This is a genomic window from Micromonospora marincola (assembly GCF_056150385.1).
On the sequence record NZ_JAXCFT010000007.1, the window covers coordinates 183,298 to 195,512 of the forward strand.

A 12,215-nucleotide genomic window follows, 5' to 3' on the forward strand; every position below is an offset into this window, starting at 1 on the left:
GCAGCTTCCTTCCGAAACGAACGCGATGGTCAGGCGTCGATGGCGTCGCGGTCGACGCGGTCGGCGGAGTCGATGAGCCAGTTGCGGCGGGGCTCGACCTTCTCCCCCATGAGCAGTTCGAGGATCCGCTCGGCGGCCTCGACGTCGTCGAGCGTGATCCGGCGGACCGCCCGGGTGGCCGGGTTCATTGTGGTCTCCCACAGTTCGTCGGCGTCCATCTCGCCCAGGCCCTTGAACCGCGGGATCGGGGTGACGATCTGCTTGCCGGCCTTCTCGAACCTGCGGACCGTCGCCTCCATCTCGGCCTGGGTGTAGGTGTAGACGGTCTGCGCGTTGCGCCCCTTAGTAGTGATCTTGTGCAGGGGCGGCATGGCCGCGTAGAGCCGGCCGGCCTCGATCAGCGGGCGCATGTAGCGGGCGAAGAGCGTGATCAGCAGCGTGCGGATGTGCGCGCCGTCGACGTCCGCGTCGGCCATGATGAGCACCCGGCCGTAGCGCATGGTGGACAGGTCGAAGGTGCGACCGGAGCCGGCGCCCAGCACCTGCACGATCGCGGCGCACTCGGCATTGTCGAGCACCTGCTGGAGGTTGGCCTTCTGCACGTTGAGGATCTTGCCGCGAATCGGAAGAAGCGCCTGATATTCGGCGGATCGGGCAAGTCGCCCTGTCCCGAGGGCGCTGTCCCCCTCCACGATGAACAGCTCACTTCTGTCGATGCCGCCCGCGCGGCAGTCGACAAGCTTGGCCGGCATGGCCGCGCCCTCCAGCGCGGTCTTACGGCGGGCGGCGTCCTTCTGCTGCTTCTGGGTGAGCCGGACCCGGGCCGCGTCGACGATCTTCTGGAGCACGGTGCGGGCCTCGGCCTTGGTGCGGCGGTCGTCCAGCCAGCTCTTCAGGTGCGCCTCGACCAGGCCCTGGAGGACCTTGGTGATGCCGGCGGTGGAGAGCTCGTCCTTGGTCTGCGAGGTGAACTGCGGCTCCGGGATACGGACGTGCACGACCGCGGTCATGCCCTCCAGGACGTCGTCCAGGGTGGGCGCGTCCTCCTTGGGCTTGAGCAGGCCACGCGCGCTGCGGGCGGCCTCGGCGAGGGTGCGGGCCAGGGCCCGCTCGAAGCCCTTGCGGTGGGTGCCGCCGTGGGCGTTGCGGATGGTGTTGGTGAAGCACTCGACGGTGCGGTCGTAGCCGGTGCCCCAGCGGAACGCGATCTCCACCTCGGCGCGGCGCTGCACGTTCGACTGCATGACGCCGTTGGCGTCGGCGGCGTTCTCGCGGTAGGTGCCCTCGCCGGTGACCAGCAGCGTGCCGGAGACCGGGCGGTCGCCGGCCGGGGCGAGGAACTCCACCATGTCGGTCAGGCCGTCGGGGAAGTGGAAGCGTTCCTCGGCGGCCTCCTCGCCGGTCTCGTCGCGCAGCCGGTAGGCCACGCCGGGGACGAGGAAGGCGGTGTTACGCAGCTTGAGCCGGACCGCGTCGACGTCGAGCGCGGCGCCGGTCTCGAAGTAGCGGGGGTCGTGCCACCAGCGGATCGAGGTGCCGGTGCGCTGGCCGCGCTTCATCGCGCCGACGATCTGGAGGCCGGGGCCGGGGGTGAACGGCGCGTCGGGGCCGTCGCCGTCGAAGATCCCGGGCACGCCGTGGCGGAACGACATGGCGTGGACCTTGCCGGCGCGGCGGACCGTGACGTCGAAGCGGCGGGACAGGGCGTTGACCGCGGAGGCGCCGACGCCGTGCAGGCCGCCGGAGGTCTTGTAGCCCGAGCCGCCGAACTTGCCGCCGGCGTGCAGGCGGGTCAGCACCAGCTCGACCCCGGAGATGCCGGACTTGGCGTGCACGTCGGTGGGGATGCCCCGGCCGTCGTCGTCGACCTGCACCGAGCCGTCGGCGCGCAGGATCACGTCGACCTTGGTGGCGTGGCCCGCGACACCCTCGTCGGTGGAGTTGTCGAGGATCTCGTTGACGAGGTGACCCACGCCACGGCTGTCGGTCGAGCCGATGTACATGCCGGGGCGCTTGCGGACGGCGTCGAGGCCCTCCAGGTGGGTCAGGTCGTCGGCTCCGTAGAGCGTCTCAGGCTGTGCGGTCAACTGGTCGTACTCCCAGGTCTCGGCGGTGTGGTGCCGTTCACCGTGCGATGTCCCCACGGCGATCGCCGGGCGCGGCGCGCCGCAGCGAGCCTAGCCCGGCGCTCTGACAGGTCCGATGCACCCGGTGGGGTGCGTGTCCGGTTACCCGCGGACCGGCCGCGACGCCCACGGAGCGGGGAGGCGTCCGTGCGGGACAACGACGTGACCCGCCGGTTGTCTTCCCGGGCCGGGTCGGGCCCGTGTCCGGCCATTGACGCTCGTCACACGCGCGTGATCTGATCGCCCCTTCGAAGAATCTTTCATGTTTCGATAAGTGAGGGTGAGGTCGGGCATGACCGTGTTCCGTCGTTCCGTGCTCGCGGCGGCGCTGGCGCTCGCCACGGTGGGGCTGCCGGCCGCCGTGGCGCCCGCCGCGCCCGCCGCCGCGGCGCTGCCCACCGCCGCGGTGGCGTTGGGTGACAGCTTCATCAGCGGCGAGGGCACCGGCGCGTACGCCCCGGTGGTCGACGTCAACGGCGTGGCGCAGGGCTTCCCCGGCTGGTCGGCGGCGAACGCCAACGCCTACTTCTGCCACCGCTCGCCGAACGCCTCCCTGTTCCAGGCCGACCTGCCGGGGATTACCGCGCGCTTCAACCTGGCCTGCTCCGGCGGGCAGCCGTACGACATCGCCAACGCCTCGGCCACCCGGGCCAAGGGGCGACAGGTGGCCGCCCAGCTCGACCAGCTCCGGTCGGTGGCGCGCACCCACGACATCGACCTGGTGCTTGTCGGCCTGGGCTCGAACAACAGCTCGTTCACCTTCGGCAGCGTGGCGGAGAAGTGCGCCAACCGGTTCATCGCCGACGCCTGGACCGGCTGGTGGGAGTTCTGGGCCTACCTGGGCGGGCCGGTGGAGCAGAAGCCGTGCACCGACGCCGACCTGGGCACCGCCGCGCAGTTCTCCGCCGCCACCGCGGAGACCACGGCGGCGCTGCGCCGGCTGCTCACCACACTCGACGAGGTCGACGCGGACGGCCAGCACCGGATCGTGTTCCAGGACTACACCAACCCGCTGCCGGCCGAGCTGGAGCAGAGTTACTGGAGTGAGGACAGCCGGGACGACACCCGGGACAAGTTCCGCGCGCTCGGCGCCGAGCGGTACGCGGCCGGCTGTCCGATCCACCGGGCCAGCCTGGCGCCCGGGCAGCGCTTCTCCCAGGGGCTCGGTTCGCTTGTCAGCTCCGTGCGCGGCACGCTTGCCGCCGAGTTCCCGGCCGACGACCTGGTCTACCTGAACGTGCAGCGGGCGTTCGACGGCGCCCGGCTCTGCGAGTCGGCGGGCAGCCCGGCCAACGCGCTTGCTACCCCGATCCGGCTGATGGACGGCCCGAGCGGGGTCTTCGTGACAAGCCTCTCCGGCAAGGACAAGCTCGACATCCAGCGGATCGCGAACGCCTGCGGGACCTACTTCCAGACCTGCCAGGAGTCGTGGCACCCGAGCGCCGCCGGCCACCAGGTGCTCGGCTGGTGCCTGGCCGGGGCGGCGGCGACGGGCGCCCGCGCCGTGGCGTGCGTCCGCGCCGCGGACGGCACGATCACGGTGCGCTGAGGCCGTGGGCCGGCGTGCCCGCACCGGGTACGCCGGCCCGCGCCGGGGCGGTCAGCTTCGGAGCGCGGTGCCGAGCACGTGCGGTGAGCCGGGCGTCGGGATCCCCCGCTCGGGGAAGCGGAACCGGTCCAGCTCGGTCACGGTGAAGCCGGCGGCCCCGATCGCGGCCACCGTGTCGCGGGCGGTGTGGCAGCCGGCGCAGAGCAGCGGCCAGAGCGTCCCGTCGGCGAGGCGCTGGGCCCGGCGCAGCCCCCGCGTCGGCGCGACCACGTGCTCGTAGAAGCGCAGCTCACCGCCGGGCCGGAGGACCCGGTGCGCCTCCCGTAGCGCGACCGCCTGGTCGGGCACGGAGCAGAGCACGAGCGAGAACACCACCGCGTCGGCGGCGCCGTCGGCGACCGGCAGCGACTGGGCCAGGCCGGCGGCGACGGTCACCGGCGCCGTGGCGGCGGCTGCGGCGGCGCGGGCGAGCGCACGCAGCAGGGGTTCCGGCTCGACGGCGAGCACCCGGGTCACGGCGGCCGGCGAGTAGTGCGACAGGTTGCGCCCGTTGCCGGCGCCGACCTCGACCACCCGGCCCCGCAGCCCGGCCACCAGGCGGCGCCGGTGCGCGGCGACGCCGGCGGCGTCCATGGCGACGCTGGCGCGCGCGAACTGCCGGGCGAAGATCGGGTGGGAGAAGCCCATCAGCGGGCCGCCGGTGGGGCGCCGAGGCTGAGCAGGAGCGGGCCGGACGCGCCGTCGACCAGGTCGCCGAGGCGGGTCCCGTCGAGCACGGCGAGGAAGGCGGCCTGGGCGCGGCGCAGCTCGCCGCGCAGCCGGCAGCCGGTGACCAGCGGGCAGGCGGGTTCGTTGCAGTTGACCACCTCGTCGTCGCCCTCGAACGCCCGGACCACCTGCCCGACGGTCAGCTCGCCGGCGTGCTCGGCGAACGCCACCCCGCCGGACCGGCCGCGGATGGTCACCAGCACGCCGAGCCGCTGGAGCCGCTGCACCACCTTGGCGACGTGGCTGCGGGGCAGCGCGAGTCGGGTGGCGAGCTCGTCGACCGTGGCGCGGACCGGGGACGCGGCGGTCAGCATGGCGATCCGCAACGCCATGTCGGTCGATCTGTTGAGCCTCACGCACCGACCCTAGCCACTCGACGCCGAATGCGACACGGGCCGATTCCGGTGACCCACGCCATGCCCGCGCCGGCGCTACCCGCCGGTAGCTACGCTGGACCGGTGAGTGTCGAGTACGCGCAGGAGCACGTGGACGTCGACGGCGCCCGGATCGGGGTGCAGGTCTACCCGGAGCCGGACGGTCCGCCCGGCGCGCCGGTGGTGGTGATCTGGCCGGCCATGGGCGTCCGGGCCCGCTACTACCGGCCCTTCGCCGCCGCGCTACGCGAGGCCGGGCTCGCGGTGATCGTGGCGGACCTGCGCGGCACCGGCGAGAGCACCCCCACGCCGGCCCGCACCTGCCGGTACGGCTACGCCGAGCTGGCCGGCGACGTCGGCGCGGTGCTCGACGCGCTCAAGCCCCGGCTGGACGGCCGGGTCCGGGTGCTGCTCGGGCACTCCCTCGGCGGGCAGGTCGCCGTGCTGCACCAGGCGCTGCACGACGCCGGCCGGGTGGACGGTCTGTCGCTCGTGGCGGTGGGCCTGCCGTGGTGGCGGCGGTATCCCGGGCGGCGCGGCTGGGGTGTGCTGCCGTACACCCAGGGCATCGCGGCGGCGGCCCGGCTGCTCGGCGTTTGGCCCGGCTGGGGCTTCGGCGGCCGGCAGGCGCGCGGCGTGATCCGCGACTGGGCGTACACCGCCCGCACCGGGCGCTTCCCGGCGCTCGACGGCGTCGACGCGGAGGCCGCCGTGCGGCGGATCCGCACGCCTGTGCTCGCGGTCAGCGTCGACGACGACCAGTACACGCCGCACGAGACGCTCGACCACCTCTGCGACAAGCTGGCCGGCGCGCCCGTCACCCGGCACCGCTACACCGTCGCCGAGGCGGGCGCCCCGCTTGACCACTTCACCTGGGTCCGGGCGGCGGCGCCGCTCGCCGCCCGGGTGGCCGCGTTCGCCGGCGCGCTGCCGACCCGCGTCCCGGGGGCGTGAGCCGGACCAGGACGGGTATGCCGCACCGCCACAACACGGCGGAGGGGGATCAGATGTCCGAACGGCACACCACGCTGCGCTCGATGCACGACCTGGGCCTGGCAGCCTGGTTCGGCGGCTCGCTCATGGGAGCGCTCGGCGTCAACGGCGCAGCGGCACGAATCGACGACACGACCCAGCGACTGCCGGTCGCCTCGGCCGGCTGGTCACGCTGGACCCCGGTGAACGCGGCGGCCATCGGCGCGCACCTGGCCGGCGCGGTCGGCGAGCTGGTCACCGAGAGCCCGCGGATGGCCCGGCAGGCCGGCGTGGGCAAGGCGAGCACGGTGAAGACGGCGCTCACCGTCGGCGCGCTTGCGGTGACCGGGTACAGCAAGTTGGTCGGCATGCGCCTGGAGCGGGCGGGCGGGCCACCCGTCAACGGGACCACCGAGCCGAACCACCACACCCCGGCGACCGTCGCCGCCAGCCAGCGGCAGATGAAGCTGCTCCAGTGGGCGATCCCGGCGCTCACCGGCGCGCTTGTCGTGGTGACGGCGTACATGAGCGAGCAGCAGAAGCCGACCCAGGTGCTCCGCGGCATGCTCGATCGCGCCGGCGGGCTGATGTCCGCGCCGAAGACGGTCGGCAAGGTGGCCGCGATGGGCGCGGCCAAGCGTCACCTGGCCGGGGCCGGCCGCTGACCACCGCGTGGCCGGCGGCCCACATCGGGGTGGGTCGCCGGCCACGCGGTGCCCGTGCCGCGCTCGGTGCCCGGGAACCTCAGGCGCGGGCGGTGGCGGGTACGACGCCCAGCAGGTCGGCGAGGCGGGCGGCGTCCCGCTGGGCCTGGTCGCCGCAACAGTTGTTCATCAGCACGTGCAGTTCGGCGCACTTCTCGGCCAGCTCGCGCAGGAGCACCGACCAGTGCCGCAGCTCCCGCTCGCCGTAGGCGTAACGGAACCGCTCCTGCTTGTCCCCGCTCTCCCACGCCTCGCTGTGCCCGTGGAACCGGACCACCGCGAGGTCGGTGGTGGCGACCAGGATCGGCGGCACCGAGGAGGCATGCCCCTGCGGCATGTCCACACAGCCGTAGCCGAGCCCGTTCTCGCGCAGGAACGTCACGGTGTCCACCATGGCGTCCTCGGTGAACCAGGAGGAGTGTCGAAGCTCGACGGTGACCGGGAAGGGCCGGCACCGCCGCGCGGCGGCCAGGATCCGCCGCCGGGCCGCGTCGCCGCGGGCCAGCCAGGGCGGGAACTGCAGCAGCACCGCGCCGAGCCGGTCGGCCGCCGCGAGCGGCGCCAGCGCCGCGTGGAACCGGTCCCACAACTCGTCGTACGCCCCGGCGGACAGGTCCCGCCAGCGGATCCTGCTCGGGCCACCCGCCGGTCGCAGGTCCTTCGGCAGCGCCTCGACCGGGGTGTGGTGGCCGGTGAAGAGCCGGAACGCCTTGACGTCGAAGGTGAAGCCCGGCGGGGTCGCGTCCGCCCAGCCCGCGGTGGTCTCCGGCGCCGGCACGGCATAGTACGAGGTGTCCACCTCGACCAGTCCGAAGTGCTCGGCATACCAGCCGAGCCGGCCGGCCGGGGTGTTGGTCCCGCGCGGATACCAGCCGGAGCGGACCAGCATCTGGTCGGCCCATGAGGACGTGCCCACCTTGATGACACCCATGTCATTCAGTTCACCCCGAACCGGACGTACCGGCAACCGGAGCGCGGTGACCGGGTTCACGCCGGTTGCTGAGCGCCTGCGTGTGACGCCCGGGCAGGTGGCGGCGCTGAGGGTCACGAGATGGACGCACCCCGCCTGGATCAGGAAACCGTCGAGCGGTTGCTCGCCGGCGCCTCCATCGACTCCCGGTCGGCGACGCCCCGGGCGCTCGTCCGGCTCCTCGACACCGTGCGGGCCGCACCCGCGTCCGGCGAACTCGACGGCGAGGCGACCGCTCTCGCGGCCTACCGGGCGGCGCGGGCGACGATCCCGACCGCCGGGCCGGCCTCCGTCGCCGGGCCGGTGGGCGGCTCCGCCATCCGGACGCAGGTGGGCGGCTCCGCCGGGCGGGCGCACGTGGCGCGACGGCGTAAACCGGACGGGCATCCGGTCCGACGGTTCGCCGCCGGACTGCTCGGTGTCAAACTCGCCGTCGCCGTCCTGGCCGCGACGCTCACCGGCGGCGTCGCGCTGGCCGCCGTGACCGGGAACCTGCCCGGGGACATCGGGGTCGACGGGCCACCGGCGCCGCCCAGCACAGGCGCCGCGCCCACCGCGCCCACCGCGGGCACCGCGTCCACGGCCGGCGCCACGCCCACCGCGGGCGCCGGACCCACCGCCGGCATCATGCCCACCGGGTATCCGAGTCACCCCGCCGGCACCAGCCCCTCCGCCGGAGCGACCGGCACGTCCTCACCGGCCGGCCTCTGCGTCGCGTACCGGGCCGTCGCCGAGGATGCGCGGGGTCGGGCCCTGGACACTCCGGCCTTCGCCGGTCTGGTCACCGCCGCCGGCGGCCCGGACCGGGTGCCGGGCTACTGCGCCGGTCTGCTCGACGGCCCCGGTTCGTCCGGCCCGGCCGGCCCGCCGTCGGGTGCGGGTCCGACCGGCCGGTCCACCGGCCGCGGGCCGGTGGACGAACCGGCTGGTAACTTGCCCCGGTGACCCCCCGGCGTCGCCGACCGGCGATCCTCCTCCGCCTGGCCGTGGTGCTCGCGGTGCTGGCCGGCATCGTGCTCACCGCACTCGGCCCGGCCACCGTGACCGGCCTGCTGCCGTACTTCACCATCCAGAGCAATGTGGCGGTCGGTGTCCTCGCCGGCTACGCCGCCTGGTGCGCGGCGCGCGACCGGCCGGAGCCGCCGAGCGCGCTGAAGGGCGCGGTGACGCTCTACATCACCATCACCGGCACGGTCTACCACCTGCTGCTGGCCAACCCGGCCAGCCCGTTCGCCATGGTCCAGCCGCAGCGTGCGCCGGGCGAGTGGTGGGGCAACCAGCTCCTGCACACCGTGGTTCCGCTGCTCGCGATCGCCGACTGGGCGCTGTTCGACAGACGCGGCCGGCTGCGCCCCCGGTACGCCGCCTGGTGGCTGGCGTTCCCGCTTGCCTACCTCGGGTTCGCGCTGGTACGCGGACTCGTCGTGCACCGCTACCCGTATCCGTTCCTGGACGCCGGGCAGCTCGGCTACCACGGTGTCGGGCTCAGCGCGCTCGGGTTCGCCGCCGTGTTCTGGCTGCTGGGCCTGCTCTTCGTGGGCGTCGACAGGCTGCTCGCCCGGGCGTCCCGGCCCGCCCCGGCGCCGGAACCCGAGCCGACCGGACCGGCGGCCCGGGAGCCCAGCGGCTCCGGCTGAGCGGGGCCGGTCAGGCGGCGCGCCGGGTGCCCACCTCGCCGGCGCGGAGTCGCCGGCCACTTTCACGTTCCCGGCCGTACGAGTCGGCCCGGCCCCACCGGCCCGGCACGTCGAGCAGCTCGATCCGTCCGTAGCCACTGGGGATCGCCGGGTTCACCAGCAGGTTGTCCCCGCACGGGCGCAGTCCCAGCATGGTGGCGAGCAACATCAACAGGCCGCCGGAGGCCCACGACTGCGGTCGCCCGGCCGCCGGAAGCTGGACCGGGTACCTGGTGAGCCGACGCTGGTAACCGGCGATCACCTCCGGCACCGACCCGCCGAGCGTCTCCGCCACGGCGAGCACGCCGGCGGCGACCTGGGCGGCCTCGTCGTGGTAGCCGTAGCGGCGCAGGCCGGCCGCGACGAGCGCGTTGTCCGAGGGCCACACCGCGCCGAGGTGCGCGCCGACCGGGTTGTACGGTCGTTGCCCCTCCGCGTAGGTGCGCACTCCCCAGCCGGAGAAGAGGTCCGGCCCGCACAGGTGGGCGGCGAGCGAGTCGGCCCGCTCGGGTTCGACGATGCCGCTCCAGAGCAGGTGCCCGAGCGCGGAGGTAAGCGCGTCGACCGGCTCCCCGTCGGGGGTGATGGCAAGCGCGTAGTAGCCGCGTTGCGGCAGCCAGAAGTCGCGGTCGAACCGCTCGCGCAGCCGCGCCGCGTCGGCCTCCAACCGCTGCGCGTACTCCGGGTCGCCCCAGAACTCCCGGGCCAGCCGGGCGCCCCGGATCCGCGCGTCGTACGCGTACCCCTGGAGTTCGCAGGTGGCCCGTGGGAACGGCGGTACGACGCCGTGCCGATCGACGATCGCCTCCGGCGAGTTGCGCCAGGTCTGGTTGGCCACCCCGTTCGTCGTGTTGCGCGGCTGGTAGCGCAGGTAGCCGTCGCCGTACGGGTCGCCGTACTCGGTCAGCCAGTCCAGTGCCATCCGGGCCGGGTGGCGCAGTTGCCGGACCAGGTCGGCGTCGCCGGTCCAGCGTTCGTACTCGTCGAGCAGGACGACGAAGAGCGGGGTGGTGTCCGCCGCGCCGTAGTAGAGGGCTGTGGGTTTCTCGTCGAACGCGGCCGTCTCGCCGTACCGCAGCTCGCCGAGGATCTTGCCGGGTTCCTCGTCGTGGTAGTCGTCGAGCTGGCCGCCCTGCGCCAGCGCGAGCATGCGCAGCGTCGCCGGCGTCAGCTCGGGCGTGAACGGCAGCGTCTCCAGGCAGGTGACAAGCGCGTCCCGGCCGTACAGGGTCATCGCCCAGGGCAGCCCGCCGACCGGCACCCGCTCGGCGTACGCCAAGGGGGTGTAGCGCAGCGCGGCCAGGTCGGCCAGTGCCTGCCGGTAGGCGGCGACCAGGGGCGCGCGGTCGGCGACCAGCTTCGGCGCCTGGTCGAACCAGTGGGCCAGCTCGTCGGCCATGCTCTGCCGGACCTGTCGGCGGTGGGCCTCGATGTCGGTGCGCAGGTCCCGTTCGCCGGCGCCCTGAATGACCATGGTGACGTGCAGGTCGGTGTGCCAGGCGCCGTTCGGCTCGATCCGGAGCCGGAAGGTCATCCCCCGGGAGTCGACCTCGACCGGGGCGGAGCTGGAGACCATCGTCTCCCGGGTGAACCGCCCGCGCTGGTGGCGGATCCGCAGCTCCCGGTGCTCCGGGTCGGCGGTGGCGGCGGGACGATGCGGGCCGGGGTGATGGATCTCGGCGGTGTCGGCGAAGTCGCTGCCGATCTCCATCCGCACCGTGAACTCGGCGGGCTCGGCCGAGTGGTTCAGCACCGTGAGCTCCTCGTGGAACGCCTCACCTATGGAACGGTGCCGGATCACCGAGACATCGGCGTCCACGTAGTGACTGGCGGCGCCGGGCACCAGCACGAAGCGGGTCTCGAAGTAGCTCAGGTCGTCCCGGGACAACGCCTGCAACCGCTCGCCGTCGATCGTGAGGACCCAGCGGGACAGAAACCGGGTGTCGAAGGAGAACAGGCCGATCGGCGCGCACGGCTCGGCCTCCATGTCGCCCTGCGCGTCGCCCATGGCGAAGGCGTTGCCGGCGAGGACGGAGACGAGTTCCTGTTTCATCGCGCCGCCAACCGGTGCGGGGAACCGGCGACGTCCCGGGGGTGCCGGGCACCCGGCGGGCCGGGGAAGATACGACGCAACATCGTCAGCAGTCGCAGGTTGCCCTGACCGCTGATGTCGTTGCGCAGGATCGCCGCGGCCAGGTGCAGGCGGCCCGCGGCGATCCGGTCGAACACCTCCCGGTCGGCCCGAACCACCAGGTCCGCCTCCTCGGCCGAACGGGCCACCGCGACCTCCTGGTGGTCGATGGTCAGATACCAGTGTTCGGTCCGGCCGCCCTCTGCCAGGTCCAGGCGGATCGTGCCGGATGTGGTTTCCGGCAGCTCGGGGTGATGGCCGGCCGCTCCCCGGGCCAGGTGCTCCGCGGCGGAGGCGCTCATCGGTCCCTCCCTCGTCCGTCGTGGCGGCGGCCGACGCGCGGCTCCGCCCGTGGCCTGGGTTCCCGCCGCCCGGGTGGGTCCAACTCACCCGCTCCGGGTGAGACGGTCAGTCCCGCCGGATGAGCCCCCGCACGTACGCCGCCTGTCCGGCGTGCTGAAGGTCGTCGTCGAGCACGCTGACCAGCCGTACGCCGAGCGTGACCGGCGGGTCCCAGTTCTCGTCCACCACCCGGTCCAGATCAGCCGGACTCAGCCCGCGCAGGTACGCCAAGCTCCGCTCCACCACCGCCCGGTGGTAGTCGAGCAGCACGCCGCCGTCGTCCGGCCGCACCGCGGCGATCTGTTCGGGGCCGTGTCCGTAGCCGGTGTCGTCCGGGTCGGGGCGCAGGCCGCACCGCGCCGCCCAGTCGCCGGTGGCCCAGAGCTGCTTCTCGCCGAGCAGGTCCGCCACATGATGGTCCTGGATCCGGGTCAGGTGCCACACCAGCCAGCCCACCGGGTTCGCCCCGTCGGCCGGGGCCTGCCGCAACTGCTCCGGGTCGAGCCCGTCGAGCGCCCCGGCGACCAGGTCCGGCAGCCGCCCGTACGCCTCGGTCAGCAGGTCGTTCACGTCCACGTGAGCCTCACTTCCCCACCGTCTCGT

12 protein-coding genes are annotated in these 12,215 nt (G+C 73.9%); 5 read left to right on the forward strand and 7 right to left on the reverse strand.

Annotation, left to right across the window (positions count from 1 at the left end; all coding sequences use genetic code 11):
- Nucleotides 1-29: 29 nt before the first annotated feature.
- Nucleotides 30-2,087 carry a DNA gyrase/topoisomerase IV subunit B gene (locus SM450_RS18195; protein WP_474620929.1) on the reverse strand — a complete coding sequence of 686 codons (2,058 nt, stop codon included), beginning with the start codon at nt 2,085-2,087 and terminating at the stop codon, nt 30-32.
- Between the two features lie 331 nt (nt 2,088-2,418).
- On the opposite strand from SM450_RS18195, the gene SM450_RS18200 reads away from it, so the two are divergent.
- The gene (locus SM450_RS18200) at nt 2,419-3,675 is read left to right on the forward strand and encodes an SGNH/GDSL hydrolase family protein (protein ID WP_474620930.1); all 1,257 of its coding nucleotides are present in this window, start codon (nt 2,419-2,421) and stop codon (nt 3,673-3,675) included.
- 51 nt (nt 3,676-3,726) lie between these two features.
- On the opposite strand, the gene SM450_RS18205 is transcribed toward SM450_RS18200, so the two are convergent.
- Together SM450_RS18205 and SM450_RS18210 are read right to left on the reverse strand one after the other, a co-directional pair.
- Nucleotides 3,727-4,362, reverse strand: coding sequence for a class I SAM-dependent methyltransferase (locus tag SM450_RS18205; RefSeq protein ID WP_474620931.1), 636 nt, complete (start codon nt 4,360-4,362; stop codon nt 3,727-3,729).
- The gene (locus SM450_RS18210; protein ID WP_474620932.1) at nt 4,362-4,799 is read right to left on the reverse strand and encodes an RrF2 family transcriptional regulator; all 438 of its coding nucleotides are present in this window, start codon (nt 4,797-4,799) and stop codon (nt 4,362-4,364) included. Before SM450_RS18210 ends, SM450_RS18205 begins: the two co-directional genes overlap by 1 nt.
- Before the next feature lie 102 nt (nt 4,800-4,901).
- Between SM450_RS18210 and SM450_RS18215 the strand changes: the two genes are divergently transcribed.
- Complete coding sequence (locus SM450_RS18215) at nt 4,902-5,771, forward strand: alpha/beta hydrolase family protein (protein ID WP_474620933.1); 870 nt, start codon at nt 4,902-4,904, stop codon at nt 5,769-5,771.
- A gap of 53 nt (nt 5,772-5,824) precedes the next feature.
- Nucleotides 5,825-6,454, forward strand: a complete 630-nt coding sequence (locus SM450_RS18220) for a hypothetical protein (RefSeq protein ID WP_474620934.1) — start codon at nt 5,825-5,827, stop codon at nt 6,452-6,454.
- Nucleotides 6,455-6,533: 79 nt separating this feature from the next.
- Here the strand turns inward: SM450_RS18220 and SM450_RS18225 are convergent, their stop codons facing one another.
- Nucleotides 6,534-7,424, reverse strand: a complete 891-nt coding sequence (locus SM450_RS18225) for a DUF72 domain-containing protein (RefSeq protein ID WP_474620935.1) — start codon at nt 7,422-7,424, stop codon at nt 6,534-6,536.
- Between the two features lie 120 nt (nt 7,425-7,544).
- Between SM450_RS18225 and SM450_RS18230 the strand changes: the two genes are divergently transcribed.
- Nucleotides 7,545-8,408 (forward strand): hypothetical protein, encoded by an 864-nt coding sequence (locus SM450_RS18230; RefSeq protein WP_474620936.1) that lies wholly within the window; start codon nt 7,545-7,547, stop codon nt 8,406-8,408.
- On the forward strand, nt 8,405-9,100 hold the full coding sequence (locus tag SM450_RS18235) for a Pr6Pr family membrane protein (protein ID WP_474620937.1): 696 nt from the start codon (nt 8,405-8,407) through the stop codon (nt 9,098-9,100). The genes SM450_RS18230 and SM450_RS18235 overlap by 4 nt, the downstream gene beginning before the upstream one ends.
- 10 nt (nt 9,101-9,110) lie before the next feature.
- On the opposite strand, the gene SM450_RS18240 is transcribed toward SM450_RS18235, so the two are convergent.
- From SM450_RS18240 to SM450_RS18250, 3 genes are all read right to left on the reverse strand, one after another.
- Nucleotides 9,111-11,192, reverse strand: coding sequence for an amylo-alpha-1,6-glucosidase (locus SM450_RS18240; protein ID WP_474620938.1), 2,082 nt, complete (start codon nt 11,190-11,192; stop codon nt 9,111-9,113).
- On the reverse strand, nt 11,189-11,572 hold the full coding sequence (locus tag SM450_RS18245; RefSeq protein WP_474620939.1) for an SCP2 sterol-binding domain-containing protein: 384 nt from the start codon (nt 11,570-11,572) through the stop codon (nt 11,189-11,191). Before SM450_RS18245 ends, SM450_RS18240 begins: the two co-directional genes overlap by 4 nt.
- A gap of 106 nt (nt 11,573-11,678) precedes the next feature.
- Complete coding sequence (locus tag SM450_RS18250; protein WP_474620940.1) at nt 11,679-12,188, reverse strand: mycothiol transferase; 510 nt, start codon at nt 12,186-12,188, stop codon at nt 11,679-11,681.
- Nucleotides 12,189-12,215 lie beyond the last annotated feature (27 nt).

Excerpts from the sequence above, each read along its gene's own strand:
- SM450_RS18240 (WP_474620938.1), bottom strand. The coding sequence starts at position 11,192 with ATGAAACAGGAACTCGTCTCCGTCCTCGCCGGCAACGCCTTCGCCATG.
- SM450_RS18230 (WP_474620936.1), top strand. The coding sequence starts at position 7,545 with ATGGACGCACCCCGCCTGGATCAGGAAACCGTCGAGCGGTTGCTCGCC.
- SM450_RS18245 (WP_474620939.1), bottom strand. The coding sequence starts at position 11,572 with ATGAGCGCCTCCGCCGCGGAGCACCTGGCCCGGGGAGCGGCCGGCCAT.
- SM450_RS18205 (WP_474620931.1), bottom strand. The coding sequence starts at position 4,362 with ATGGGCTTCTCCCACCCGATCTTCGCCCGGCAGTTCGCGCGCGCCAGC.
- SM450_RS18225 (WP_474620935.1), bottom strand. The coding sequence starts at position 7,424 with ATGGGTGTCATCAAGGTGGGCACGTCCTCATGGGCCGACCAGATGCTG.
- SM450_RS18200 (WP_474620930.1), top strand. The coding sequence starts at position 2,419 with ATGACCGTGTTCCGTCGTTCCGTGCTCGCGGCGGCGCTGGCGCTCGCC.
- SM450_RS18220 (WP_474620934.1), top strand. The coding sequence starts at position 5,825 with ATGTCCGAACGGCACACCACGCTGCGCTCGATGCACGACCTGGGCCTG.